23 protein-coding genes and 1 pseudogene are annotated in these 25,600 nt (G+C 43.3%); 7 read left to right on the forward strand and 17 right to left on the reverse strand.

Annotated features, from left to right (window positions below; all coding sequences use genetic code 11):
* Positions 1–20: 20 nt before the first annotated feature.
* The 8 genes from IQ224_RS04120 to IQ224_RS04155 all read right to left on the reverse strand — a co-directional run bounded on the left by IQ224_RS04120 (position 21) and on the right by IQ224_RS04155 (position 7,181).
* Positions 21–1,799: a S8 family peptidase gene (locus tag IQ224_RS04120; protein ID WP_036400878.1), complete on the reverse strand. Its 1,779-nt coding sequence runs from the start codon at positions 1,797–1,799 to the stop codon at positions 21–23.
* Positions 1,800–1,934: 135 nt separating this feature from the next.
* On the reverse strand, positions 1,935–2,369 hold the full coding sequence (locus IQ224_RS04125) for a VOC family protein (protein WP_002743912.1): 435 nt from the start codon (positions 2,367–2,369) through the stop codon (positions 1,935–1,937).
* A gap of 231 nt (positions 2,370–2,600) precedes the next feature.
* The gene (ovoA, locus tag IQ224_RS04130) at positions 2,601–3,956 is read right to left on the reverse strand and encodes a 5-histidylcysteine sulfoxide synthase (RefSeq protein WP_002743913.1); all 1,356 of its coding nucleotides are present in this window, start codon (positions 3,954–3,956) and stop codon (positions 2,601–2,603) included.
* Positions 3,957–3,996: 40 nt separating this feature from the next.
* Positions 3,997–5,007, reverse strand: a complete 1,011-nt coding sequence (gene egtD / locus IQ224_RS04135) for an L-histidine N(alpha)-methyltransferase (RefSeq protein WP_002743914.1) — start codon at positions 5,005–5,007, stop codon at positions 3,997–3,999.
* 229 nt (positions 5,008–5,236) lie between these two features.
* The gene (locus tag IQ224_RS04140; RefSeq protein WP_002743915.1) at positions 5,237–5,521 is read right to left on the reverse strand and encodes a hypothetical protein; all 285 of its coding nucleotides are present in this window, start codon (positions 5,519–5,521) and stop codon (positions 5,237–5,239) included.
* Positions 5,522–5,553: 32 nt separating this feature from the next.
* A complete protein-coding gene (locus IQ224_RS04145; protein WP_002743916.1) occupies positions 5,554–6,147 on the reverse strand; it encodes a DUF3177 family protein in 594 nt (197 codons plus the stop codon).
* A gap of 176 nt (positions 6,148–6,323) precedes the next feature.
* On the reverse strand, positions 6,324–6,548 hold the full coding sequence (locus IQ224_RS04150; protein WP_002743917.1) for a Calvin cycle protein CP12: 225 nt from the start codon (positions 6,546–6,548) through the stop codon (positions 6,324–6,326).
* A gap of 315 nt (positions 6,549–6,863) precedes the next feature.
* The gene (locus tag IQ224_RS04155; RefSeq protein ID WP_194032594.1) at positions 6,864–7,181 is read right to left on the reverse strand and encodes a DUF4164 domain-containing protein; all 318 of its coding nucleotides are present in this window, start codon (positions 7,179–7,181) and stop codon (positions 6,864–6,866) included.
* A gap of 190 nt (positions 7,182–7,371) precedes the next feature.
* On the opposite strand from IQ224_RS04155, the gene IQ224_RS04160 reads away from it, so the two are divergent.
* Positions 7,372–7,707, forward strand: a complete 336-nt coding sequence (locus IQ224_RS04160) for a hypothetical protein (protein ID WP_002743919.1) — start codon at positions 7,372–7,374, stop codon at positions 7,705–7,707.
* A gap of 6 nt (positions 7,708–7,713) precedes the next feature.
* Here the strand turns inward: IQ224_RS04160 and IQ224_RS04165 are convergent, their stop codons facing one another.
* Both IQ224_RS04165 and IQ224_RS04170 read right to left on the reverse strand, forming a co-directional pair.
* Positions 7,714–8,109, reverse strand: a complete 396-nt coding sequence (locus tag IQ224_RS04165) for a hypothetical protein (RefSeq protein WP_194032595.1) — start codon at positions 8,107–8,109, stop codon at positions 7,714–7,716.
* Between the two features lie 82 nt (positions 8,110–8,191).
* Positions 8,192–8,296: pseudogene (locus tag IQ224_RS04170) on the reverse strand (hypothetical protein); the annotation flags it as partial.
* A gap of 543 nt (positions 8,297–8,839) precedes the next feature.
* Here IQ224_RS04170 and IQ224_RS04175 point away from each other — a divergent pair.
* Entirely contained in the window at positions 8,840–9,259 is a 420-nt protein-coding gene (locus IQ224_RS04175; protein ID WP_024970959.1) for a hypothetical protein, read from the forward strand.
* A gap of 560 nt (positions 9,260–9,819) precedes the next feature.
* Here IQ224_RS04175 and IQ224_RS04180 read toward each other — a convergent pair.
* The gene (locus IQ224_RS04180) at positions 9,820–10,452 is read right to left on the reverse strand and encodes an ABC transporter ATP-binding protein (RefSeq protein WP_002743939.1); all 633 of its coding nucleotides are present in this window, start codon (positions 10,450–10,452) and stop codon (positions 9,820–9,822) included.
* 85 nt (positions 10,453–10,537) lie between these two features.
* On the opposite strand from IQ224_RS04180, the gene IQ224_RS04185 reads away from it, so the two are divergent.
* Complete coding sequence (locus IQ224_RS04185) at positions 10,538–11,452, forward strand: Sll0314/Alr1548 family TPR repeat-containing protein (RefSeq protein ID WP_002743940.1); 915 nt, start codon at positions 10,538–10,540, stop codon at positions 11,450–11,452.
* A gap of 436 nt (positions 11,453–11,888) precedes the next feature.
* Positions 11,889–12,929, forward strand: coding sequence for a fatty acid desaturase (locus tag IQ224_RS04190; RefSeq protein ID WP_002743944.1), 1,041 nt, complete (start codon positions 11,889–11,891; stop codon positions 12,927–12,929).
* A 138-nt stretch (positions 12,930–13,067) separates the two neighbouring features.
* On the opposite strand, the gene IQ224_RS04195 is transcribed toward IQ224_RS04190, so the two are convergent.
* Both IQ224_RS04195 and IQ224_RS04200 read right to left on the reverse strand, forming a co-directional pair.
* The gene (locus IQ224_RS04195) at positions 13,068–14,654 is read right to left on the reverse strand and encodes a serine/threonine-protein kinase (protein ID WP_002743945.1); all 1,587 of its coding nucleotides are present in this window, start codon (positions 14,652–14,654) and stop codon (positions 13,068–13,070) included.
* Positions 14,655–14,956: 302 nt separating this feature from the next.
* Positions 14,957–16,447, reverse strand: coding sequence for a UDP-N-acetylmuramoyl-L-alanyl-D-glutamate--2,6-diaminopimelate ligase (locus IQ224_RS04200; protein ID WP_002743946.1), 1,491 nt, complete (start codon positions 16,445–16,447; stop codon positions 14,957–14,959).
* Between the two features lie 308 nt (positions 16,448–16,755).
* On the opposite strand from IQ224_RS04200, the gene IQ224_RS04205 reads away from it, so the two are divergent.
* Positions 16,756–17,502 (forward strand): DUF4079 domain-containing protein, encoded by a 747-nt coding sequence (locus IQ224_RS04205; protein WP_002743948.1) that lies wholly within the window; start codon positions 16,756–16,758, stop codon positions 17,500–17,502.
* A 6-nt stretch (positions 17,503–17,508) separates the two neighbouring features.
* Here IQ224_RS04205 and IQ224_RS04210 read toward each other — a convergent pair whose 3' ends face one another.
* Both IQ224_RS04210 and IQ224_RS04215 read right to left on the reverse strand, forming a co-directional pair.
* Complete coding sequence (locus IQ224_RS04210; protein WP_036400904.1) at positions 17,509–19,071, reverse strand: hypothetical protein; 1,563 nt, start codon at positions 19,069–19,071, stop codon at positions 17,509–17,511.
* 298 nt (positions 19,072–19,369) lie between these two features.
* Positions 19,370–21,595, reverse strand: coding sequence for a glycosyltransferase (locus IQ224_RS04215; RefSeq protein WP_084989905.1), 2,226 nt, complete (start codon positions 21,593–21,595; stop codon positions 19,370–19,372).
* Between the two features lie 186 nt (positions 21,596–21,781).
* On the opposite strand from IQ224_RS04215, the gene IQ224_RS04220 reads away from it, so the two are divergent.
* Positions 21,782–21,964, forward strand: coding sequence for a hypothetical protein (locus IQ224_RS04220; protein WP_002743955.1), 183 nt, complete (start codon positions 21,782–21,784; stop codon positions 21,962–21,964).
* Positions 21,965–22,200: 236 nt separating this feature from the next.
* Here the strand turns inward: IQ224_RS04220 and IQ224_RS04225 are convergent, their stop codons facing one another.
* Complete coding sequence (locus IQ224_RS04225) at positions 22,201–22,740, reverse strand: NUDIX hydrolase (RefSeq protein WP_002743961.1); 540 nt, start codon at positions 22,738–22,740, stop codon at positions 22,201–22,203.
* A 120-nt stretch (positions 22,741–22,860) separates the two neighbouring features.
* Between IQ224_RS04225 and rpsN the strand changes: the two genes are divergently transcribed.
* Complete coding sequence (gene rpsN, locus IQ224_RS04230; protein ID WP_002740009.1) at positions 22,861–23,163, forward strand: 30S ribosomal protein S14; 303 nt, start codon at positions 22,861–22,863, stop codon at positions 23,161–23,163.
* Positions 23,164–23,298: 135 nt separating this feature from the next.
* Here rpsN and IQ224_RS04235 read toward each other — a convergent pair whose 3' ends face one another.
* A complete protein-coding gene (locus IQ224_RS04235; RefSeq protein ID WP_194032596.1) occupies positions 23,299–25,452 on the reverse strand; it encodes a polyribonucleotide nucleotidyltransferase in 2,154 nt (717 codons plus the stop codon).
* Between the last annotated feature and the right edge of the window lie 148 nt (positions 25,453–25,600).

The raw sequence follows: 25,600 nt of genomic DNA on the forward strand, positions 1-25,600 counted from the left end.
TGTCCCATTGTAACCCCTGTTTAAGCGTATCGGGATGAACTAGCACTTTTCAGGGCTAAATAACCTAAACCGAGACATAAAAGCGCATTTATGCCCAAAAATGCCTGAGCGATCCTACCAGAACCTAACCAGACCAGAGTAGGATCGATAACGGCACTGATACCTAAACTCACCGCCATGGCTAAAGATACCCCCACCGCTAACCATTTTGCCTGGGGATGACCCAAAAGTAGAGCAATCAGGACAAAGGGCAGGATAAAACTGGCAAAAAGCGGATTAAGGGCAGAACTTCCCTGAATAACGCCTCCTAGGTCGGAAAGAGAACTCCCCATCACTCGGAAAGGCCATTGGGGTAAATCGAAGATATAAAGACCTCTGAGGAAAAATAAGCCAGAACTGCCAAAAATTAGACCAGCATTCAAAAATCCGTTCCAGGGGAAGGGAAAATAATTTCTCAGCCACCAAGCGAGGAGATAAGAACCCAAAACCATAGCCATTTTGGGCAAAACCGCCACCGCACCGCCGTCAATCCAGAAACGGGGATTGAGATAACCGTTATCGCGCAACCAACGCCAAAAATCTTGGAAAGTAATCTGTCCTTTCAGGGCCAATTGTACGGCACTGCCCGCGTCTAATTGTCCGGCCCCAAAATGATTAAAGGGATCATCATTGATCTTACGGGCCGACTGTTGCAAAACCTCTAAAACTGCATTGGGTTCTTTAGTTCCCGCAGCCTTGATTAAAGCTACCACCCCAGCAACGTGAGGGGCTGCCATGCTGGTTCCCTGAAAACCGAGGAACGCCGGTTCCCCTCCCTTAGCCGGATCGATGGTTTCTTGGATAATTTTACCCGTATCGGAGCCGCCGGGGGCAGCAATATCGATTCCAGCCCCGAAATTAGAATAGGGGGCCTTATTTCCGGAGGCATCTAACGCAGAAACGCCGATAACGTGGGGAAAACGGGCAGGATAGGCGGCGGAATTATCATCGGCATTACCGGCAGCGGCGACAATTACCACACCTTTACTATAGGCATATTCGATCGCCTCTTTCATTACTTGGGTTTCGCCTCCACCCCCTAAACTCATATTGATGACATCGGCTTTATTATCGACGGCAAAACGGATCGCTTCGGCAATATCGCCCACGGTTCCCCCACCCGTCCCGGAAAGCACCTTGAGGGGCATAATTTTGGCTTTGTAGGCGATGCCGGCCACCCCGTAGTTATTATTGGTCGATTGGGCAATTGTTCCCGCTACATGGGTTCCGTGACCGTTATCGTCCTCGGCATTGCTGCGATCGTTGACGAAGTCGTAGCCTTCCACAAACTCGGTTTCTCGCAGATCGGGGACTTTTGATACGCCTGTATCAATAACGGCGACGGTTATCCCCTCACCGTGATTTTCTTCCCAAGCGCGTTCGATGTTAATTCCTCGCAGGTTCCACTGTTTGCTATAGTCGGGGTCGTTGGGAGCGACAAAAGCATGATATATATAATCTGGTTCGATCGATTCGGTGTATTTTTTTAGGTCGGAATTGCGGAGAGTTTTAAGAAGTTTGCTATCTCCTGCCACGGTGTAAAGATGTTCATCAATGGAAAAAATACTATTTAAACTGGTGGTTTTTCCCGCTTTTTTATTGACAGTATTTAACTGCTCATCGAGGACGCTGACCGGTATATCGTCGTTAAAGTCGATTAAAATTGATTGATATTCGCCCCGATTTGCTAATCCAGTAAAGTGAAAGAGCGCAAATCCTAGACCGATAATAAATAGGGTTAACAATAAGAGTTTTTTCATAGATTTCCTAAGAATTGATCATTGCCAGCCAAGGTTCTTTTAGTTTCGATGAGAGAATCCGAGGGAAGTTCCCCTATTTTTGTCGCAGTTAAAGATAGGACTAACCAGTTACAAAAAAGTCACCTGTTGTTTATTTTAAGCTCGATCGCCGATCGCTGTTAATTGCCGACTGGCAAAAATAGCTTCGTAGTGGCGATAATGTTTAAATTCGAGGAGATTATAGAAAGGATCCTCTAGAAAAAAGGTTTTATGTTCGGTTATCTCCCCATTAAAGCGAGTTTTTGGTTCTAGATAAAATTTTAGTTGATTGACTCGTGCTTTTTCGAGAAGATTGTCCCAATCGCTGGCATCCGGCAGAATTAGACCAAAATGGCGAGGATAAATGCTATTTTGGGGAGTAAGAGGCATTTCGGTGACGTGAGCGACTACCTGATGACCATAGAAATTTAAGATTATCGCTTTCTCGGTTTCCCTTCCTGCTAAACAACCTAAACCATCACAGTAAAAGCTTTTAGCTGTGGACACATCGGTAATCGGAATAGCGAGATGAAAAATTGCAGGTTGATTCATGGCGATCGAGTTTATCCGCATTCTACTAGGTTCTATTGTAGCGATCGAGGGGCGACCCTTCCGGGAATTTTTTTTGAATTGGCAATTACCTAGAATTGGCCCGATAAATCTCAAGATATCAAAAAGTGCTGGCCTTTGCAGTAATCGGGGGAGAAAATTAGGCACTTTTTCCCTGAAAATTAGGTAATTGACCCCCTGAAAATGGGTAAAACCCCACACCCCACACCCCACCTAAAGACTTTGTGCGATTCTAAAACCAGCGTGTTGATAAAAATTCCGGCGAAACCAATTGCGATAGTAGGGTAGGATTTCTGTGCCGTTAGTCACCCAAGCTCCTCCTAACATCATTTTATGTTGACTATTAAAGAAAGGAGTGGAATTGTCAGCATAGAGGTAATGGGGTTGAAAGTCAGTTAAGGGATTAAAATCATCTTCTAGCCATTCCCAGACGTTACCGCGTAAGTCATAAATTTCTGAGTTATTACCAGCATTTTTTAACATTCCTACGGGAGTGGGAGAACAGAATTTTAAATTGAGGTTATAGTCCTCAAAGTTATCGTTTTCTAGTGTATAACATCGATTTTTTTGACTGCCATAGGTGACTAAATTCCACTCAGCTTCCGTCATTAAACGTATTCCTTGACCTTGAAAACGACAGTAAGCGATCGCTTCATAATAGTTCACTTCTACTGGCCAATCAAGAGGTAAATCGAAAACATCAAACATGGCTCGATATTGATAATTTCCTCCCTCATCTACCAGCCAAAATTTAGGATATTTGACTTGATAGTGATTTTTCCATTGCCAAGCTTCTTCATCCCAATAACTGGGATTTTCGTAGCCACCATTATGGACAAATTCTTTAAATTCTCCGTTGGTAATCATATATTTACTCACTAGAAAATTGTTAACTTGAACTTGCCGATAACCATACTCATTATCCCAACCATAAATAGGAGAATCTTGGGGTTTACCAATTTCTACTATTCCCCCAGAAACCTCCACCATTTGATTAGGACTAGCTTGACCAAAAGAAGGGGCATAATGCCAACCTTGAGGACGTTGCAGACAGTCTAACGGCAGTTGTCTGAGTAACATTGAAGATGTTTCAAAGTGAACACGCTGATGCTCAATTCCCATCATTAATGACCAGAGAGAATGCTGCGGATGAATAGGAAGATTGAGGGGGATATTTTTAATTATTTCGACCACAATTTCATAGACTTGTTGCCGATATTCCCAAACTTTATCCACCCTAGGCCACTGAATCTGAGCGATAGCAGAGTTTAATTCTGCGGGAGTTGCCGGATCTACTCCCACTCCAAACAATGATTCGTAGTCAGAATTAGGGCTTTTTTTTAATAGGTTAACCATCTGCAATTTATTCAGATAAAAAGCGGCAGCATGACCTAAATAAAAGATGAGGGGATTTCTTAAATCGTCAGGGTTACAATAAAAAGCTTCTTCTTTGATGATGCTTTTTAACAGCATATCTTCTAATTGCCAAGCATTTTCAAAATAGTCCAGTATATTTTCTCGACTACAGTTACTTAGAGAGATAGGAGCCTGTGCTTGAATCTTTTCCATGTTTTTGTGCCTCTATTACTGATGATAATGTTTTCGTTAATTACAGGGATAACTGACAGAGAATTAACCCAAATAAATTTTCAGGATCGGTGAAAACCTTGAGCGGGTTTAATCCCTTTGATTCTAGGTCTTTTTGCATAGTTTCTAGGTTGAATTTACGCGAGATTTCTGTTAAAATACTCTCCGATGCTTGAAAATTAACTGTTAAATCGAGTTTTTTGAGATGAACAGGGTGAGTTTTTTGACAAATTAAATACATTTCAATTTGAGATTTATCTTGATTATAGATAGCTTGATGACTAAATAAATCAAGGTTAAAATCAGCTTGAAAACGCCAATTTAAATGGGAAAGCATATTTAAATTAAAAGCGGCTGTCACCCCTTGAGCATCATTATAAGCGGCTTCTAATATTGCCGACGGTTTTTGGAGATCAATCCCCAATAAAAAATAATCTCCAGCTTTTAAGACAGTGCCAATTTTTCCTAAAAATTTATCACATTCAGCCGCAGAAAAATTACCGATCGAACTTCCCAAGAAAAAAATCATTCTAGTATTATCGGAAGCATTTTGATAATAAGCTAAGGCCTGTTCATAGGTTCCAATTAACCCCTGAATAGGTAAATTAGGATATTCTTTTTGTAATTCTATGGCACTAGCTTGGAGAATAGTTTCACTAACATCGATAGGTACATATTTAGAGGATTTTTGTTGCCGATAATAAGCGTCCAATAACAGACGAGTTTTAGTGGAACTACCACTACCTAATTCTATCAATTCGCAGGGACCTGTATAGGCGACAATTTCTTGAGCATATTCTTGGAGAATAGCGGCTTCTGTCCTAGTGGGATAGTATTCTGGCAATTGACAGATTGCTTCAAAAAGTTGGGAACCTTGCCGATCATAAAAATATTTAGATGGTAAACTTTTGGGGGTTTTAGTTAATCCTTCAATCACATCTTTTCCCTGATCTTTAACTATATTTTTACCGGTGGCAGCGGTGGCTAAATACTCAATTTGTAATAGTTCTTGTTTAGATGGTTTAAGCTGCATAGATTCTCCAGATTATTCTCCAGTTTTTTGATTGTTCTCGATCGATGCCGGGGACGAAATCCACTTTGACAGCTTGAATGCTGGCAGAGATTATCGTTCCCCAGTAATTTTACCATAAAACGCCGCAAAATTTACCTCTTGTCTAGATAGACAAGGTTTGTGGAAGGTAAATAAAAGCTGTTAAATCCATCGAGATGGGTGCTGATATTATCCAAGCAAAATTACCCGTTCAATTAATCAGTAAAAATTGCATTTCCTCTAAGCTAAGATTTTCTTGGATATAGCGAGGATTAAGGGGATGATAAGGACTAGCAAGACGATCTATCTTAATAATTGTCGCCGTTTCAGGAATGATCGGAATATCGGGATCGTAGGGGGTGCTGCGAGTAAGAGAACTAGAAAAACCCTTAAAAATAGAGATTTCTTCCTCCTCCCCATCCACAGCAATAGTCACTAATAAAACCTCTTGGGGATTTTTGAGGGTGTATTGTTCGAGTTGTTGACCAATATTCATAGAAAAATGGCTAATCATCGATAGCTAAAAACTTACTGTTGTAAAGCTGAACGTCCCTGTTTGCCAAGACGAATAAGAAGAAAATGGGCAAAATAGAGAGTATAAAAAGAGAAACCAACTAAACCAAAAAAGCCCAAAACATTAGCAGTAGCTTCTGAATGAAAAATCTCGCGAAACTGCCAGGGTGCTTCCTGCCAAACCTGACAATAGGGAGAATTTAGCAATTCCCCTGACATAGCACAGGAGAGAAAAGGTAAGGTAGAAATCGCACCCAAAGGACAATAAATCGTTACTGCCCAACGCCAAGCAGTGGTGACAAATTTAATCGAACTAGCGGGTAAATCTTTAATTTCATCGTTAATATCCACCCAAAACCAGAGGGAAATCGGGATTAAAATCTTAGCTAAAAAACTGGTAACAAAACCAATTGGCCAGGAAGCGATCATTAAATATACAGTAATTAATAAAAGACTAGCCACTCGCCAATAGATAATCAACAATTTCTGTAATGATTCGATTTTTGCAAATAAAGACCAAATCAACAAAATTGCTGGAATAATCACCGTAAATAGGACGGCTAAACGATAATCTATCCAAACGAGAGGACGAAACCAAAGTTGATTCATAAACTATTCAGACATAATTACACTGTCAACATTTTACTGTCTTCCGACGCGGGAGCCAAAATCGGTCACAGCTTGACCAACAAACAAAAAAAACGAGAGGCGATCTCTTTATAGTTGAGATCGCCCTAAAGCTAGGATTCTACTGTGAGGAGAGAAAAAACCGCTGCCCGACTCCATTAATCGTCATAAACGCGACACTCGGCCGCATCGGGATTATCATCACAATACTTTTCGAAGTAGGTTTTTTGGGGGTGGTCTTGACGTTGGTGAGCTGCTTCTGCTTGTAATTCTTCCACCGCATCCCAAGCGGCGGCGCATTCGCCAGAGGCGGCACCTTCCGTACTACAGACGGCTCTGGCATTTTCTAGCTCTTCTTGAATTTTATCTTGGATATTGCTCATGATTCCTCTGGAATTGATCTATTGACACTCTAACAATTATACAGCCACGTTCTCAAACCACAGGATCGGTTATCCCACTCGATCGCCCTTCCTGTGCTATGAAGCCGATCCTAGCGCAATTGTTGGGGAATTTAAGATCAAGATTTCCTGACTAGGCCAATTTTTAGCCCAGATTTCGCACTGGAGAAACGCCACAGGGATTTCTCCCCAGGATAGACAGCGAGCAGAAGCATATACTGACTTATTTAGGCCGTCTTACCAGTCTCGATGCTCCCTTAGACAGGGTGGCGCAGATCGAATAAGTTATTCTAGGGACTAGGGGAAAAAGACTGTTTTGCTGGCAATAGTCAGCATTCCTGTCACCAAAATGCCGACAATGCTAAGGAATCCAATGGTGGTAATGTTGACTCGTGCGTTGAGATCGTCAACCCGCTTTTCTAGTCGCGTAACTTTGGCATCTAAGGCCTTAATATCCCCTTTAATTTCTCCTAAACTGTTTTCGATCGCTTTCTGTCCATTTTCTAGGTTTGTCAGTCGGGATTTGATCGCTGTTAGTCGGGATTCGATCGCTTTCTGTCCGCTAACGATTAAATCTTCTAACCTTTTCAGATCATTCTCGGTAACTGCTGTCATCAGTGACAATCCTCTTAAAGTTGAATTTTTCCCCAGTCTCCTATCAATACTCTATCAATATTTTCTCGGTCGAGCATTTCTACTCTAGAATAAAAGATATTGCAATCCCTGTTAGGGAATTTATTAGAAACTTGAGGTATGTAAATGTGACATAATCACAGTTTCGCATTTAACCTTCATAAGATGGAATATGAATATCATTGACGCTTTAAATCTCAAAAACCCCCAAGATTACCCTTCTAGAGAAGCCTATCAGCAAGACGTTGTCAAAGCGGTACAGGTCTTAATGCGTTTAGGTATTATGGATAGTCCCTCGGCCGATTTAACCGGTTCCCTAGACTCTATCCTTGAGAAATTACAAGAGGATGAACTGGCTATCTACGGTAGAAAACGCAGTAAACAAGAAATTATCGCCGATTTAAAGCAAGTTAATAGTGAAATTGTTGAACTCGATCGAGAAATAGCTGACTTAGAATGGCAAATTGCCCTCAAAAAAGCTGAAATAGCCGTTAATGAAGCATCTTAGGGTTTTTTATCTTGATTCTGGTTCGTTTTCTCCAAACTGAGCGCAATAATCATCAAGACGGTTTTCCAGAAGCATCCTTAAGAGTTTAATAATAATTAGGGCTACGATCGCTAAGGGGGTATTGCTGCCAAAGGTAATTCCGATTACCCCTTCCACTATATCTGCTGTCGTTCTCGTCGCTCTTCGATGATAAAAATGACAAAATTTTGCCTTAAAAGTCGGTGATTCAGTGGCTGTCTCGGCAATTTCTGCCAGTCCTTTCAGTTTTTCTGGTGTATCGTAGGAAGTATATTCATTCTCCAGTTGTCTGCGCTGCTCTTCCAACTGACGACGACGCAGACGAGCAGACTCTAAACGGCGCTGAAAAGCTTCCAGTTCTTCTAATTCATTAAAAGTGTTCATGGGTGATAACATTTTTGGGTAAGAGCAGGGCTTTCGTTGTGTAGCAATTCATTCTTCATATTCTGATTTGACAACGCCTGGTTTTAGTTAATTCGCATAATTCCGCCGTTTGTTGAGCATTGAGGGGAAGGGGAGAGATACCTAATTTCGCTCGGTCGGCAACGTGCTGATGATACGCTTCTAACATAGGTCTATTGTCTCCTAGTCTTCACTTGTGACGGTTTCTTCCTAGGTTACTGGATTTTTGCTAGTCTCTGAATTTCTAGGTTAACGAGACATGACTTTGCTGTGCGATTTCCATAAAATGAGAAAATAGCGATCGATTGACTATATTAAGGCGTAGATAATGGCTATCACCGATTCTGATCTAGATTTAGCACAATATATCGACCATGGTTCCCAATAAGCTAACCGCACCCTGGGGGGAGATAACGATCGAACCTATAATGGAGAGAAGTATTCTCCAGAGTCAACAATATGTCACTCAGTCAACTGTTGCCCACAGTTAATCAGTTATCTCACCAAGATAAGCTTCGACTCATTCACTTTCTGCTCCTAGCAGTCGCCAAAGAAGAGGGATGCAGCCTAGAACCAACTAGAGAACCTGATCGAGAAAATGTACTGCTTGAGCAACTTGCATCCACTGAAGCCGTGCTATGGTCGCCTCAAACCGATAGCGCAGCAGTGCAAGCATTGTCGGAGCTTCTGATTGCGGCAAAGGGAACATCCAATGCTTGATGGACAACGCTATTCATTTACTGAACGAAGAGACAATCTAGGGCGATCGGTAATCATGCCATATATCCCTTTAATGCTCACACTGGGCGATCGTTCTCTAGAAGTGACAGCATTGCTGGACACTGGTGCCAGTGTCAATGTTCTACCCTACGAGATTGGCCTACAGCTAGGAGCAGTCTGGGAAAATCAAACAGTATCCATTCCCTTGAGCGGAAACTTGGCTCAAAGCAATTCACGAGGTTTGGTTGTATCTGGTGCAATTGCACAATTCCCTTCTGTTCTGCTTGGATTCGCTTGGACTGAGATGAGAGATATACCTGTAATTCTTGGACACATGAACTTCTTTGCAGAGTTCAATGTGTGTTTTTATCGACACGAGTTGGCTTTTGAGGTTTGCCCGAAAGACGGATGAAGTTGATAGCCGCCGCTCATCTTAGCCGTTACAATGCTTGAAGATAATCGGCTTTGCAGCGATCCAGATATGAATGCTAATTGTGCAAAGTATCCACAAATTAACTTGGTTCGGAGTTTTAAGAATTGCCTAGGAGACAATTCATACTAAATCCGTTGAGTATAGGCTATATATCAGGACGGGCAAAAGGCAAGAGGCAAGGGGCAAAAGGGGGAATAAATAATCAGTTTTTAATAACCGGATTTAGTATCATACTCTTTCAAGTCAGGAGATAGGAGATGGGGGAATGGGGAGATAGGGAAGTGGGGAAATTTCAACTAATACTCCAAAACCCCAAAACCCCAAAACCTCAACTATCTGTTTTTGGCTCTTCGGTTTGTGTTATGCAATGGACTGGGTTTATAGGGGATGGAATCCTTATGTAGAAAGGCATTTGGCGATTTTTGTCAATTGTTTTTAACCTAAAGCGAACTCATCAATTAAGTCTCTTGCCAGATAAGGATTTAGTCAATTTATGCCCCCCTATCGAACCATACCAAGTAACGAAGAGCCCTGTTTTTTTACTTTATTACTTCCCTCAAATGTCCTTGTTCAATTTTCCAGTGACGGTCAGCAATAGGCAATAATTCCCCAGCATCGTGACTAACTACTAATAAAGTCCAGTGTTGTTTGAGACTAGCGAGAAGTTTAGCCAATTGACGACGCATAGACCAATCTAAACCGGCCGTAGGTTCATCGAGAAGTAACAGATTAGGCTGCCGGATTAACTGGACAGCGAGGGATAAACGACGCTGTTGACCACCACTAAGATTGTGGGGAGAAGTATCCAGGGGAATGTTTTCTAATCCTACCTCCTTTAAGGCCGCCGTCAGGCGATCGCTTGTAATCTCCGGATGACCGAGACGCAACTCCTCAAGGATGGTTTTACCGCAAAAATGACGTTCAGGAAACTGAAAAACGATTCCTCCTAATTGTTGCAGGTGCAGCACCGTTAATTCTTGGTCGCGCCAGTGAATTGTCCCTCCTGTTTTATCGGCAAAGCCTGCTAAAATTTCCAAAAGAGTCGTTTTTCCGGAACCACTGGGGCCAACAATCAGACCTAATTCCTGGGATGCTAATTCGAGATTAATCCCCTGTAAAATGGGATTGAGAGCAGCGGGAGGATGATAAACCACATCTTTGAGATAAAGCATTGACAGGAAAATAACTGGAAATTAAGTCTAGAAACCCGTTTCTATTGTGACAGATTTTTTCATTCGCTCAAGGAGACTTTTGACCATGGTGCTGAGGTTAGGTTTAACGAAAAAAATGGCGATCGGTGCTTCGCTGGCTGTTATGGTAGTGGTTAACTGGATTGGTCCCGGGTTGGCCGGAGATCCTTTCCGCAAAACCAATCCCCGAGCGATTGGTGATAAGACCGAGGCCGCTTTTAACGCTATTTTTAAACAAGGTAATTATCTAGAGGCAAAAAAATTAATTGTTGAGGCCACAGAAAAGGAACCCCAAGAACCTTTGTCCCATGCTATGCGTGCCTCTCTTGCTTTTACCGACCAGGATTGGAACACCCTCAAAACCTACTCCGAGAAAACTAAGGAAGCGGCCAAACAAATGCAGGACAGCGACCCTTTAAGGGGAAATTTGTATCTCGCGGTGGGGAGTTTTTTGGAGGGAACCTACGTTTTTCAAACCGAAGGAGCAGTATCGGCCATCCCCAGATTACAACAGGTGTTTCAGTATTTGGAAACCGCAGAAAAGGTTAGTCCTACGGATCCGGAATTGAACCTATTAAAGGGTTATATGGATTTGATTTTAGCGGTTAATTTGCCCTTTTCTAGTCCTCAAGAGGCAATTCAACGGCTAGAAACCTATGGAAGTCCTGATTACTTGGTCGATCGAGGTATAGCTCTAGCTTACCGGGATTTAAAGCAGTATGATCAGGCTTTGCAATTTATAGATAACGCGCTGAAAGCGACCCCCGATAATCCAGAATTAATGTATCTGAAGGGTCAAATCCTGAGAATTCAAGGCAATACGGATAAAAATACTGGCTCTTTGAAACTGGCATTAGATTACTTTAATAATGCCCTGAAAAAACAGGAACAACTCCCCGAATCGGTCAAAAAACAGTTAAATCGCGAACACCGTAAGGTACAGGAGGAGATTAAATCCCTAGAAAGCACCGCTAATCGTTAAAAAACGCCTAAAAATAGTCAATATTTCTTTTTTTTATCAGTTATCAGCTTCTGAAGGCAAAAGGCAATAGACAATAGGCAATAGGCAATAGGCAAATTGGCTCTTCTAGGTTGTGTGTGATAAGTTTAACTTACATAGGATTGATCGATCTTTGTGTCCTTTGTGTCTTTGTGGTTCGTTCCACCCCCTCTCTAGGAGGAATGTATCTTAGAATACATTTTACCCACCAAATCCAATAGAGCCGCAAATTTTGCCAAAACAGAAAATCCCCTCTTATGTTATATAAAGTAAAGGATTATTAAGCTTCGCGGAAGTTTATTAATTAAAGTTAAAAATATATTGACAAAAAAATTGGCTTGTGGTATAGAGCAGAATTTGGCTAAACCTCCTAGCTGATTTATTGTCAAGGGTTCACCTAAGTGTAATTGGAGATTTCATGACGGCAACGACGGATAAATTGCATGGGGAGTTGATCACCTCGATCGAGCCAGACTTTAAACTGAAAGATATTATTCAAAGCATTCCCAAAGAATATTTCCAGAAAGACCCAGTTAAAGCTTGGTTTGGTGTAATTACGAATATTTTGGCGGTCATTGCCGGTTATGCAATGCTAGTTTATTCTCCCTGGTATTTACTGCCTTTAGCTTGGATTTTCACTGGTACAGCTTTAACGGGATTCTTTGTGATCGCCCATGATTGCGGTCATCGGTCTTTTTCTAATCGACCCTGGGTTAATGATCTTGTCGGTCATATTTTCCTCTTACCCCTTATCTATCCCTTCCACTGCTGGCGTTTCCTCCATGATCGCCATCATGCTAAAACTAACATGGTAACGATAGATAATGCTTGGGATCCGTGGGAATTAGAAGCTTTTAACTCGGCCAATCCCCTAGTGCGTCTCTTTTATCGCGGCATTCGCGGACGTTTCTGGTGGCTCGGTTCGATCGCCCACTGGGCTATTCTACACTTCAACATCGAACAATTCAAAGAGAACGAACGGGAAAAAGCGCGCTTTTCGATGATTGTCGTCCTAGTTTTTGCCACTATTTTTTTCCCAACCCTAATTTTCTACACTGGTGTTTGGGGATTGGTTAAATTTTGGGTGGTGCCTTGGTTTGTCTATCATTTTTGGATGAGTACCTTTACCCTTGTCCATCACACAGACCCCGATATTCAATTTTCCTATCCCGAAGAATGGAATCAAGCTTTAGCGCAACTAGAAGGAACGGTTCACTGTAGCTATCCCCGTTGGGTAGAAATTCTCTGTCACGATATTAATGTCCATATCCCCCATCATATCTCGACGGCGATTCCTTCCTATAACCTCCGCAAAGTTCACGCTAGTCTCCAAGAAAATTGGGGTAGTCACCTGAAAGAAACCCAGTTTTCTTGGGCATTAATGAAGCGAATCGTTGATTATTGCCATATTTTCGACTCCGAAACCGCCTACAAAACCTTTAAGGAAAGCCGCGGTTAAATCAGTGATCAGTGATCAGTGATCAGTTATCAGTGGGTAAGTTATCAGCTATCAGATTTGAGTTTTAAGTGACAGTATTAAATTGAAGTTTCCTACTGTCTTTTTACTGATTGCTGATTATTGATCACTGAAAAAAGATTACCAGCAACCGCGTTTACCATTGGGCATAACTGTTAACCAATTGGTTTTTGCCATAGCGATTTGTTCTCGAGTTACTTGGGCATCAGAGAGATTAGCCCCGCAAAGATTAGCATCTTTGAGATTAGCGTGGCGAAGACGGGCGCAGGTGAGATTAGCCCCGCGTAAATCGGACTCTTCCAGGTCTGCATAACCGAGATAGGCATTATCTAAATTGGTATTTTTGAGAATCGCTTGACTGAGATTGGCCCGGCCCAGATCCGCATGGGACAGATCCGCCCCTTGTAAATTAGTTCCTGTTAATTTGCATTGAAAGAAATTTACTCGCAAAAGTTGTACTTTAGACAGATTGAGATTCGATAATTCCTCTTGGGCAAAATTGCGCCGGCCGTTATTGTAAGCATCGAGAATCGCTTTTTCATCTAAGCGGCGTTTTCTCTTCGGTAAGGTTATATCTGGGCTGCTGTGGTCTTTGTTTCTAGACAGTACGTTTGTACTGGTTGTTGAAAAGGCCATCTGCGCCCCCGGCAGATTATCTGGAGAGGTCTCTGGATTTTTATTTTTGGAGCGAAATTTAGAGTTGAGAGGGCTAGAAACGGAAGAAGTGGCTATTTGACCTGAATCTTGTGGTGGTTTCGGGGAAGTAACCATTGGGGCCGCGATTAGACTTTGGGCTAGACTATCGGCATAAGCGGTCATGTCTAAAGCATCCATTACCTCTTGGGCGGATTTGTAGCGATGACGGATGGAGACTTGCAGCATTGTTTTCAGGACTTTAGCAAACTGAGGACTCACCTTGACTAATTTTTCCCAGAGTAATTCACCTGTATTGACATCAACTTCGATAGTCTTAGGAGATATGCCCGTGAGTAGATAGATACAGGTAACTCCCACGGCATAGATATCACTGGCATAGACCGGACGCATGGCCATCTGTTCGGGAGGGGCATAACCTTGGGTACCCACGGCAAAATTAGTCAAAGCGTTTTGAGAATTGACATTGGCAATAACAGTGTTAACTTGATTTTTGACAGCCCCAAAGTCAATCAGAACCAATTTTCGATCCGTGTGCCGAAGAATTAGGTTAGCGGGTTTGATATCCCGATGAATTACCCTTTGTTTGTGGATATATTTCAAAATCGGCAAAAGTTCACTTAAAAACTGTTTGACTCCCGCTTCGCTAAACGGGCCACGTTTTTTTACCTCTTGGTAGAGGTTATGACCTTTAACGTATTCCTGAACTAGATAAAACTGTTGATTATCTTCAAAATAGTCCAATAATCGGGGAACCTGCGGATGAACCCCCAGTTTTCCTAGCGTTTCCGCTTCTCGCTCAAAAAGTTTCTTGGACATCTTAAAAACATTAGCATCATCAGAGCAAGGTCGCAGTTGTTTGATCACACAGATGGGGGTACCTGGTAGGGACAAATCCGATGAAACAAAGGTCGCCCCAAACCCTCCTTTCCCTAAAATTCCTAGAATTCGATAGCGGTTGTGCAGAAGAAGTTTTGAACCGCAACTCTCGCAGATTAACGCTGTTGCGGCGTTTTTCGGTTGAGGACAGTCGGGATTAAGGCAGTAGGTCATATAGAGTCACCAGTTGACCGATACTTTTTTGCTAAGACAGTTCAACAATGCACCCTCAGAGATTCTCCTCAAGAGGAGGTATCTCCGAAAGTCCAAAACCAGAGATCTGAGACATTCAAAGCGCCTGTAACGCTTTTTTGTGTCATTGCTTAGTTAACGCAGGGGCAACTTATCAAGATGGCGTTTGCTTGTTAACTGGGATTTTTTCCTTAACTCTTTTAGCTTACCACAGATTTTAAAATTGGCTACTTGTGCCAATTGTCAACTAATGTTAGCTTTTCTTGATAATTCAACACCCCTAATCACTTTTTCCCTTTCATCAAAGCAGCCCGGGCCTGTTCGCGGTCATCGAAATGGATTTTTTCCGTCCCCAAAATTTGATAATCTTCGTGACCTTTACCCGCAATAATTACTCCGTCTCCCGGTTGTGCTGTTTGAATAGCGGTGTCAATGGCCAAAGCGCGATCGCTAATTACCTGTACGGTAATTTCTGGGGGAATGCCAGCGATAATATCCTCAAGGATTCGTTCGGGAGCTTCTGTGCGGGGATTATCGGAGGTAACTATGGCTAAATCTGCTAATTCTGCCGCTATTTTCCCCATTAACGGCCGTTTTGTCCGATCTCGATCGCCGCCGCAACCAAAAACACAAATCATCCGACCAGAAATAAAGGGACGTGTTGCTTTTAAAACATTCTCTAAACTGTCGGGAGTATGGGCATAATCGACAATGACGCTGATATCTTGGTCGGGAGCGATGCTAACCCGTTCCATCCGCCCCGGTACTCCTGAAAACTGGGGAATTTGACCGATTACTGTCTCTAAATCTACACCACATTCTAACACTGCCGCCACCGCCGCTAAGAGGTTAGCTAGATTATATTGACCCACCAGAGGAGAAGCAAAGGCTATTTCCCCTTGGGGAGTCACCATCACCCCTTCCACTCCCGTGGATTGATAGTGTAAATCTTTAGTATAAAAATCGGCACGAGCATCGCACACACTATAGGTTAAAACCTGTTGAGGAGAGAGGGAGGCCGCTAAACGTTGACCATAGGCATCATCAAGGTTAATAATCGCCTTACCTTGCAGATAATCGGGACTAAATAATTTAGCTTTAGCGGCAAAATAATCCTCCATATCGAGGTGATAATCGAGATGGTCCCGGGTGAGATTGGTAAACACCGTCACAGGAAAAGTACAACCCTGTACCCGTCCCTGGGCCAGTGCATGGGAACTAACTTCCATGACGGCGATTTCATTGCCGGCGCTCACCGCTTTAGCTAAACTGGCTTGTAACTCGTTAGCGAAAGGGGTGGTATGATTAGCGGTTTCTTGGAATCCTTGCCAACGGGTGTAAAGAGTCCCGAATAACGCGGTGGGAATCCCTGCTTGGCTGAGAAAATATTCAATTAAATGGGTGGTGGTGGTTTTGCCGTTGGTTCCCGTCACACCGATTAATTTTAGGGTAAGGGCCGGATAATGATAGAATTTAGCAGCGATCGCGGCAGTGGCAGTAACTAAATCTGCCACAACGATTACGCAAGCATCCTCCGGGGGGGGAAATTTAGCTGCGGCTGCTGGGGAGATAAGCGCCGCTAGGGCCCCGGTTTCCAGAGCGGAACGCCAAAATTCCCCCCCATCGACGCGAGTACCGGGTAAACCGATAAATAAATCTCCCGGTTGACAAGCATGGGAGTTGGTGGAAATTCCTGTAATCTCGGTAATAGAAGCGATAGGAGAAGAAATCGGGGAAACCGGGGTAATATTGGCTAAAAGTTCTTGTAGTTTCATAGTCAGGATTGAATCTAGGGATTGCTGCTTTTAGATTAGCCGATAATCAAAGAGGTTCCTAGGCCGAAGTGGGGGTGTGGGGAGATGGAAATTATAAATTATGAATTATGAATTATGAATTGGGGAGTGGAGAAGCTGTCTCATCACCCTATCACCCTATCACCCCAAAACCCTATCACCCCAAAACCCTATCTCCTACCTTTTGCCTATTGCCTTTTGCCTCCTGATATCTGCGATAAGCTAAAAAAACAAGGCTATAACTTGTCAACTATTGAAGATTTTCTGCTGACTATTTTCGGGATATTTATATGCAATTCGTCGATTTTCTGACTCTCATTCATCCTGTCCTAGCGATAGTGCTTGTTTTCCCTATTATCGGCCTCGTAGTTAACTTTGCTTGGCAAACCCGTCAACGTCGTCTAGAAACCGCTGCAGGAAATAAAAGTAAAATTCCGCCAGTGGTCGGGCCAGAACATCTACGCTTAGGCCGCTGGTTAACGGGTACAGTGGTAGGGGTGAACCTGTTAGCACTAGCTTACTCGGTCGTTTACGGTTTTAATGGTTTTGTCGATAAACAAAAAGACGGAAAATTAGACCCCTTTCAGGTCATTTTTGTGATTTTGATGTTTTTTGTCACCATTGCCTCTTTGGTCTGTCTCTACCGCGCTAGACAAGCTCTCTGGCGCGGAATTTTTGCCACCTTGACTGGCATCGGTTTAATTATTATCGGTTCTCAGGATGGGGTCTGGCGACTCTCGGCCCAATGGTACTGGTCCCACTACTATATCGGCATGGCCGCATCATTACTGATGATTTTCTCTCTGGCCATTGTTGAAGATATCTATAAAGACCGTTCCCATCGTTGGCGCATCGCCCATACAATTCTCAATTGTATCGCTCTGGCTCTCTTTCTGGGACAAGCCATGACCGGTTCGAGGGATTTGCTGGAAATTCCCCTCAGTTGGCAAAAACCGGCAATTTATCGCTGTGATTTCACCAATAAAACCTGTCCTGAACCGAAATCCTCAACCCCCCTCATCAACCCGATAAGTTAAACTTTTTTAGGGACTGGGAGAGGGAGAGGGTGAAGGAGTTGGGAAAGTGGGTACACACTTAGATGGCTCCGTGGGGGTATCACCATCGTCCGGTATGGGTTCCTCACACCAATTGGCAATCTTACCAAGTTGGGGCAAATACCTCGCCGCTTCATCTAAGTCACTGTCATCGGGTTTCAGGTTTGTGATTAATTCAGTCCATTCTACCCCTTGGGTTACAGCAACAGCATTGTTACCTGAGACACAGCCTGAATTTTTGCCCCAATTTTTACCCCAGGCAGCACCGACGAAAGCACCGTTACCGCTTTTACCGAGGGAATAGTCAGGAGCAAAGATAAACGCTTCTAGTCTTTGGTTTTGACCGACTCTTAGACAAATTTGCGGCGCGGTGGAAGCTAATTCATTATTGGCATAAATTTGTAGATTGCCCGGTTTACAAACCGTAGGTGGGATAACGCCGCTGCAGTCGTGTTCGATCGCACCATCAATATTACCTTTAACATAGAAAACTACCCGTTGCCCTGGAGTAATGGTAATCCTCTGGCTACTACCCAATTCGATCTTATCAACGATATACTCGTACACCTGTACGCTTTCACCGTTAATCGTGCGGGTAGAATAGGTATCAGTAATCGCGCCACCCTCATCTGTTCTGGGAAAAGTTTCAGAACTGTCAAGTATCACGTCTTGCTGCTCATCGCGAAGGTCGTTGGGAGGCTCTGGTAAATTGGGGAAAGGCACAATAGTGTTATCGATAAATTGTGCTTTGTAGGGGGGATTGAGTGCAGGGGTGGGCTGTTTAATATCATTCCTGTTAATATCACATTCTAGGTTCACCACATCCCCTTGAAAGTCAGCACTATCTTCGCCACTTACCATGGCTCCCTCGCTCACCCACAAAGCGGGAACCGTGGTACGAGTGAATGCGAGGGGACGGGAGGGAAAAATAGGGATAGTTACCACCACACGGTTACGCGAGGCGGCATTGTCGCCATCGATGTTATTTAGGTCTCCTGTTGGACTGAGGGAAAGTCCTTCGAGGGTGAGAACTCCCCAACCCAAACCGTCAGGGGGGGGATTGGTATCATCGAAATTGTATCCAACCACGCGATCCACGCGATAATAACGATTATTACCGAGATCAAACCATTGACCCCCGCTCAAACCTCTTAATTGATCGATTTTTGCGCTCAGGGTAGCAGCATCGTCAGGATTGCTACAGTAGGCAGCAGTGTATAATTTTTTTAAATGTTTTTGTAAATAGGTGGGATCAGTAACCACATCATATCTGGCGTTCTGCCAACAATCGCCAGAATCACAATTACTATCAACCGTTGCCATAACTCGAACGCTATTAAGTAAATCCTGCACCCGCGTTACCCCAGCTTCGGAACTTCTTAAAGCATCAGCCCGGGCTTTTTGGGCAATTACTTTCGATTGGTCCCCTTGGACGCGCATCATCATAGTCATTCCTGTCACCATCAGGATAAGTCCAATTAACAGGACAAGAGGCAAGGCAAACCCTTTTACCTTATTAGCCATCAGGTGAAGGTATAAACGATTGTTCATAAGCCAGTCCATCTAAGAATGGTTACTTCTATTATAATACTGTCAAGTTTTGGTCAAGTGACAACTGTGAGAATACAGGGATAGCACTGTGAGTACAATCACAGACAAAAGCCAGTTAATAGAATAGTCAGCCAGTAATTTTTCGATAAGTAGGTAGGCGTTAAAAATTATCAGACACTCCCCTTATCAAGGGGGATCGGCACCCCCCTTATCAAGGGGGGCAGGGGGGATCGAACCTAAAATCTATTTTTAATTTAATTATAACCAGCTACTTAATTATTTTCGACTTTTGACTTAACTAAACGGCTGTTTTTCGATTCAAAAATGCTCGCCAAATCAAGCCTATCCCCCGAAAAAAGCTGATAATTAACAACCCAAAAGATTGTAATTCTCCCGCCGTATTTTTCGGTTGCCAGCGCTGGGGACGACAGAATAAAAAAGTAATTAGTTTTCTCTGCTCTGATAGGGTAAGTGGCTGGAATTTAAGGGTTGCTTGCCAGATTTTGCCTCGTTTTTCTAGATTGACTAGATGAGCAGATAGGCGCAAATCTTCGCCTAAAATATCTAGGAGTAACTTTTCTGAGTAGATGGGTTCCCCTAGGTTAATTTCTGCTCCTATTTCCGAAAGTTTTTTTAGATTGCCCTGTATAATTATATCCGATTCTGTGATCAAGTTAACAGGAGATTCCAGCACTTGATATTGAGTTTCTAGGGTGAGGGGAGCTTCCAATAAAGCCACCAGAGCAGTCATGATAATAACCACGTTATATACAGCCAAAATTAAACCAAAATTTAGGGGACTTTCTTGATGATTATGATGGTGTAAATTAAAGAAAATACTAATTAAGGTAATGGTGAGAAAAAACAGCAATGGGTAGGATAAGTGCCAATTATATTGATAATTTTGGCGAGCAATTCCCTTCGGTGTCACCTGAAATCCTTTGTCAAAGGGTTTCCAAAGAATATGGAGAACTGTTAGGGCTGTAGGTACACAAATAATCATCGATAGTACCTCAGAAAAAATAATCGAGCGCGAGCGACAATTTAACCAGTGATAAGTGGCTAACTGCAGCATCATGTAGGGTAAAAAGATATATATTGTCTCATCAATGGTAATGTTCAAAGGTACTATATAACCAAAGGTATAAAGGAGAGGAATCAGCAGAGAAAATAAACGAGCTAAGGGAGAAAACCAAAATAATATTCCTTCTAAGTGTGCCAATCTTTGGGGTAGGGTTAGTCCCGCAATTTTTAGGGGATTAGCTTTGATAAAAAAGGCCTGTAACGTTCCCCTTGCCCAGCGCAATCTTTGCCGTAAATAAGCTGATAAACTTTCAGCAGATAAACCAGCACTGAGTTTTTCATTTAAGTAAATAACTTCATAACCTTTGGCAGAGATAGCAATCCCAGTAAAATAGTCTTCACTAATAGATTCTATATTAAAATATCCCACTTCCTCTAAGGCTTTTCTTCTGACAATAAAAGAAGTGCCAGCACAAACAGGACTACCCACACCATCTTTAGCTGGTTGGATATGACGATAAAATAATTCTTCGTCGGGAGTAACGATATTTTCTAAACCTAAGTTATGGGCAATAGGATCGGCATTATAAAAGCTTTGCGGTGTTTGCACTAGGGCAATTTTGGGGTTTTGAAACCAGCCAACAGTTCTTTCTAGAAAGTTCTGACAAGGAATAAAATCTGCATCAAAAACCACCACTAATTCCCCTTGGGTTTGTCTGAGAGCATGGTTTAAATTACCTGCTTTAGCATTTTTTATATCCTCACGAGTCAGATAATGACAATTTAATTTTTCTGCTAATTCATAAATTTCTGATCTCTGGGTATCATCGAGAATATAAATATTTTTATGAGGATAATTAAGGGCTTGACAACCGATAATAGTTCTTTTTAAGATAAAGGCTGGCTCATTATAGGTGGGAATCAGAATATCTACCGTGGGCAAATACTGTTTATTGATCACTGCTTGGCTATAAAAATCAGCTTCTTTGCGTCTATCTTTCGTGGTTAAGACTAAAACTAACTGAATTATGCTACTACTTAAAACTATCATCTCAATGCCTAAAAGCAGTAAACTAAAAAAGCCATTGAGAGGAGTAGAAAGATTTAAGGTTTCCAGAATCCTCCAGATTAGATAGCGCAGGGTGATAGCGAGAGTGATAGAAATAATGACTAATCTTGACCAAACTTGCGGATGCGGAGACAAGAACATGATTAACTGCGTAAAAATTAGCAGAATAACCGTGGGTAATAATAATTGATAGCTATGAGCAACCGTGGGAACTTTAATCCAAGCAAGGGGGTTAAAAAAATCTTCTACTAAACCAAGGAGTAATCGATAAATATTGTCTTCCGGCCAACATAATGATAAACTGACCATCATTAACCCGCCGATCACTGCTAACATAATTAAGATAACTGATATTATCGCTAAAATCGACTTGAATAGGGAGGAATACACTGGTTTTTGAGGGAATGGAAAAATCGATTCTTGGTTAGACATGAATCCCCTTATGAGTAAATAAATCTAACTACATTTTACAATTCTTAACAAAAACCTGTGCATTTTTGGCAATGACAGGAGCGCTCTCCACCAAAATGCTAAATTTTGTATCAAACCCAAGATGAAACTAGCCAGAAAAAGTCTGGAAATAGTATAATTCGGTTAACCGTGAGGAAAAATTAGTCTATGATAGCCGTCAAAATCGCCATTGTTAGCGCTCTCGTTTTAGTTGTGGTCAAATTCGTCGCTTCTGTTCTAGGCAAAGGCAATATACCCCTACTTAATCAGGCTGTCACTGTGATTTTAAGCCTTTTTATCGGTTTTGAGTTGATTCAACTAGGACAAGCGGTGATTGAAAAGATTAATTAAGGTTTGTTGAATAAATCTAAAAACCTTGTTGGGCAAAACTTTTAGACTTTTTTTCCCTCAAAAAGTGCCAACCATTGGAGTGATCGGGGGTAGAATTCAGGTACTTTTCCCTGAAAATTAGGTAATTGACCCCGGCTCGACTGAGATCGCCGAACGTCCTCAAAATCGGTAAAACCCTACACCCTACACCCTACACCCCACACCCTACCCCCACGAAAAACTTTTTGCTGCAAACCCTAATTAAGGGCTAAACGGGCCAGATAGAAGCTAGTAATAGTTTTAGCATCGATCGATTCTCCTCTGGCGATCGCTGATTCCATTTCCTCAAAACTCATAAAAACCACTTCTATATCTTCATCGGCATCTTGAGCGGGGGGCAAGCTTAATTTTTCCAGATCTTGCGCCAGAAAAGCATAGATATATTCATCGGAATAACCCGGTGCCAGGGCAAATTTACCCAAAGATTGCCAATTATGCGCCCGATAGCCCGCTTCCTCTTCTAATTCTCGTTTTACCGTCGTAGCAGGGTCTTCTCCTTCATCAATCGTTCCAGCGGGAAATTCCAAAATTCGAGCTTGCAAACTAAATCGATACTGACGTACTAAAACCAATTGACCTTCCTTGGTGATTGGAACTGCTAAAGCACCCCCCGGATGACGCACACATTCCCATTCTCCCTCGACACCGTTAGGTAAACGCAGTTTCGAGACTTCAAATTGAAAGACCCGACCTTGATAAAAAAGACGTTGTTGGAGCAATTGAGGCGATTCAGACATAGAAAATTTTCAACTAGGACTTTCAGAATTAATATCAACAAATGTCACCTTTGTCACCGGTGTTTCAGGTTATAATGGGAAATGCTGTCTTTACAGGTTAAATCTTTTTCGAGAAACCCCATGGCAAAAAAATCGATGGTAGAACGCGAGAAAAAACGCGCTCGTCTCAGACAAAAATACGAAGCTAAAAGAGCGGAACTAAAAGAACAATTCCGCACCGCCGAAGATTTTGAAGAAAAACTGGCAATTCACCAAAAATTACAAGAATTACCCCGCAATAGCGCCCCCAGTCGTCACCGCAACCGTTGTTTAACGACCGGCAGACCGAGAGGATACTATCGCGATTTTGGTTTATCCCGCAACGTTTTACGCGAATGGGCCCACCAAGGTCTTTTACCCGGTGTGGTCAAGTCTAGCTGGTAGTCAGAAACAATATCTAGGGAAAATACCGGGATAGAGGCGTTTTTTTTACGTCTCTATTGCTGTTTTTAGTCAATTTTAGCGATAAAAAAACTCTCGATCGAGCGATCGAGAGTTAACCATGAACAAAAAATTCACCTAGACTACAGTAGCAGCCTTACGGGCAGCGGCGGCCTCGTCGGGATGAATACCGAGACGGGTGAGATTGAGACGACCTTTACTATCGATCTCGCGTACCTTAACTAACACCTCATCCCCCACGGCCACTTCATCTTCGACCTTACCGACGCGTCCCTCGGCCAATTGGGAAATATGGATCATTCCCTCTTTCCCCGGCAAAACTTCCACAAAAGCGCCGATTTGGATAATGCGAGTCACGCGACCGAGATAGACCTCACCCTCATTGAGTTTGCGGGTCATATTGTAGATCAGTCGTTTAGCTTTTTCGGCCTGTTCCCCATCGGTAGAGGAAATAGTCACAGTCCCATCGTCATCGATATCGATTTTTGTGCCGGTCTGTTCAGTAATCCCTTTAACCGTCTTACCACCTGGCCCAATGACTAACCCGATCAGATCCGGATCGATCTTGATCGTCAATAACCGGGGTGCGTGGGGAGATAATTCCGTGCGCGGTTTTTCTAGGGTCGCTAACATCTTCTCGAGGATATGTTTGCGGGCCGGTAAAGCTTGTTCGATCGCCTTGGCCACCACTTCCATGGTTAAACCGGGGATTTTCATATCCATCTGGAGAGCGGTGATGCCAGAATCAGTACCAGCCACCTTAAAGTCCATATCTCCCAGAAAATCCTCTATACCCTGGATATCGGTTAAAATCCGCACTTCTTCCCCTTCTTTAATTAAACCCATGGCCGCACCGCTAACGGGTTTTTTCAGGGGAACACCGGCATCCATCAGCGCTAGGGTAGAACCGCACACGGAACCCATGGAGGTGGAACCATTAGAAGAGAGGACTTCCGACACCACCCGCAGCACATAGGGAAATTCCTCCTGGGGGGGAAGGACAGGCACGATCGCCCTTTCCGCTAAAGCACCGTGACCGATTTCTCGACGGCCGGGAGAACGCATCGGACGGGTTTCACCGACGGAAAAGGGTGGGAAATTATAGTGATGAAGATAGCGTTTTTCATCTTCGGGATGGAGATCGTCCCCCAAATCCTGAGCATCCCCGGGGGTACCTAGGGTGGCGATCGAAAGCACCTGGGTTAAACCGCGATTAAACAAACCGCTGCCGTGAACCCGACGGGGTAAAACTCCCACCAGGCAAGAAATCGGCCGTACTTCGTCCAGTTTGCGACCATCAACCCGCACCCCATCCTCGATAATTTGGGCACGCATCAGTTTTTTGGTCAGATCCTTGAAGAGATTACCGATTAACTTCGGCTCTTCCAGGGTTGGAGCTTTTAAGGGATCTTCATCGGGGAGAGCGGTTATAGTTTCCTTGATCCGATTTTCGATCGCCTCTAATTTCTCATCCCGTTCGGTTTTGCTGAGGGTAAACTGACAGAGAATCTGTTTAATTTCCTCTTTAGCTTGTTCTTTCAGGAAATTCTGCACGGTTTCGTTTACTACCGGCGCTTCTCGGGTGACGAGGGGAATACCCAACTGATCGATCAATTCCCGTTGAGCGGTGATCAGGTCGCGGACCGCTTCATAACCAAAATCGATCGCCTCAATAATATCCCGTTCCGGTAACTGATTGGCTCCCGCTTCGATCATCACCACCCCTTCAGGACTACCGGCCACCACTAGATCCAATTCTCCGTTATGGATTTCCTTGTAGGTGGGATTGATGATAAATTCATCCCCCAGTAATCCGACGCGCACCGCTGCCATCGGTCCTTGGAAGGGAATTCCTGCCAACAAAACCGCCACGGAGGCTCCGGTAACGGCCAAAACATCCGGGGGGACCTCCTCATCCATCGAGAGGGTTGTAGCGACCACCTGAATATCATCCCGCATCCAACTGGGAAATAGGGGCCGCAGGGGGCGATCGATCAAACGACCGGTCAGAATTGCTTTTTCCGGGGGACGACCTTCACGACGCAAAAATCCTCCCGGGATGCGCCCGGCGGCGTATAATCTTTCTTCGTAATCAACGGTTAAGGGCAGGAAATCTACTCCTTCTCTGGCTTTGGCGGTGGTTGCTGTCACTAAAACTGCCGTTTCTCCCGATTGGATCAGAACACTACCGCCAGCTTGGGGGGCTAAAAGCCCTATTTTTAGTCGAATATCCCTGCCATCAAAGGATATTGACTTGTCAAACTCTTCCATGTAAAGTTATATTCCTTTCTTTCACTTTTCTCTGTGCTGTGGCAATCCTAGCATTTTTTGTCCCCCTTTCCGACAGGTTTAGTATTCAGTGATCAGTTATCAGCTTTTTTCTCCCTGCTCCCATCTCCCATCTCCCCACTTCCCCAAT

It is taken from the genome of Microcystis sp. LEGE 00066, from assembly GCF_015207925.1.
In the GTDB taxonomy this organism is placed as follows: domain Bacteria; phylum Cyanobacteriota; class Cyanobacteriia; order Cyanobacteriales; family Microcystaceae; genus Microcystis; species Microcystis ichthyoblabe_A.

Bases quoted from the DNA above. Each gene is read 5' to 3' on its own strand.
- IQ224_RS04120 (WP_036400878.1), bottom strand. From the start codon at position 1,799: ATGAAAAAACTCTTATTGTTAACCCTATTTATTATCGGTCTAGGATTT.
- IQ224_RS04125 (WP_002743912.1), bottom strand. From the start codon at position 2,369: ATGAATCAACCTGCAATTTTTCATCTCGCTATTCCGATTACCGATGTG.
- ovoA (WP_002743913.1), bottom strand. From the start codon at position 3,956: ATGGAAAAGATTCAAGCACAGGCTCCTATCTCTCTAAGTAACTGTAGT.
- egtD (WP_002743914.1), bottom strand. From the start codon at position 5,007: ATGCAGCTTAAACCATCTAAACAAGAACTATTACAAATTGAGTATTTA.
- IQ224_RS04140 (WP_002743915.1), bottom strand. From the start codon at position 5,521: ATGAATATTGGTCAACAACTCGAACAATACACCCTCAAAAATCCCCAA.
- IQ224_RS04145 (WP_002743916.1), bottom strand. From the start codon at position 6,147: ATGAATCAACTTTGGTTTCGTCCTCTCGTTTGGATAGATTATCGTTTA.
- IQ224_RS04150 (WP_002743917.1), bottom strand. From the start codon at position 6,548: ATGAGCAATATCCAAGATAAAATTCAAGAAGAGCTAGAAAATGCCAGA.
- IQ224_RS04155 (WP_194032594.1), bottom strand. From the start codon at position 7,181: ATGACAGCAGTTACCGAGAATGATCTGAAAAGGTTAGAAGATTTAATC.
- IQ224_RS04160 (WP_002743919.1), top strand. From the start codon at position 7,372: ATGAATATCATTGACGCTTTAAATCTCAAAAACCCCCAAGATTACCCT.
- IQ224_RS04165 (WP_194032595.1), bottom strand. From the start codon at position 8,109: ATGAACACTTTTAATGAATTAGAAGAACTGGAAGCTTTTCAGCGCCGT.
- IQ224_RS04175 (WP_024970959.1), top strand. From the start codon at position 8,840: ATGCTTGATGGACAACGCTATTCATTTACTGAACGAAGAGACAATCTA.
- IQ224_RS04180 (WP_002743939.1), bottom strand. From the start codon at position 10,452: ATGCTTTATCTCAAAGATGTGGTTTATCATCCTCCCGCTGCTCTCAAT.
- IQ224_RS04185 (WP_002743940.1), top strand. From the start codon at position 10,538: ATGGTGCTGAGGTTAGGTTTAACGAAAAAAATGGCGATCGGTGCTTCG.
- IQ224_RS04190 (WP_002743944.1), top strand. From the start codon at position 11,889: ATGACGGCAACGACGGATAAATTGCATGGGGAGTTGATCACCTCGATC.
- IQ224_RS04195 (WP_002743945.1), bottom strand. From the start codon at position 14,654: ATGACCTACTGCCTTAATCCCGACTGTCCTCAACCGAAAAACGCCGCA.
- IQ224_RS04200 (WP_002743946.1), bottom strand. From the start codon at position 16,447: ATGAAACTACAAGAACTTTTAGCCAATATTACCCCGGTTTCCCCGATT.
- IQ224_RS04205 (WP_002743948.1), top strand. From the start codon at position 16,756: ATGCAATTCGTCGATTTTCTGACTCTCATTCATCCTGTCCTAGCGATA.
- IQ224_RS04210 (WP_036400904.1), bottom strand. From the start codon at position 19,071: ATGAACAATCGTTTATACCTTCACCTGATGGCTAATAAGGTAAAAGGG.
- IQ224_RS04215 (WP_084989905.1), bottom strand. From the start codon at position 21,595: ATGTCTAACCAAGAATCGATTTTTCCATTCCCTCAAAAACCAGTGTAT.
- IQ224_RS04220 (WP_002743955.1), top strand. From the start codon at position 21,782: ATGATAGCCGTCAAAATCGCCATTGTTAGCGCTCTCGTTTTAGTTGTG.
- IQ224_RS04225 (WP_002743961.1), bottom strand. From the start codon at position 22,740: ATGTCTGAATCGCCTCAATTGCTCCAACAACGTCTTTTTTATCAAGGT.
- rpsN (WP_002740009.1), top strand. From the start codon at position 22,861: ATGGCAAAAAAATCGATGGTAGAACGCGAGAAAAAACGCGCTCGTCTC.
- IQ224_RS04235 (WP_194032596.1), bottom strand. From the start codon at position 25,452: ATGGAAGAGTTTGACAAGTCAATATCCTTTGATGGCAGGGATATTCGA.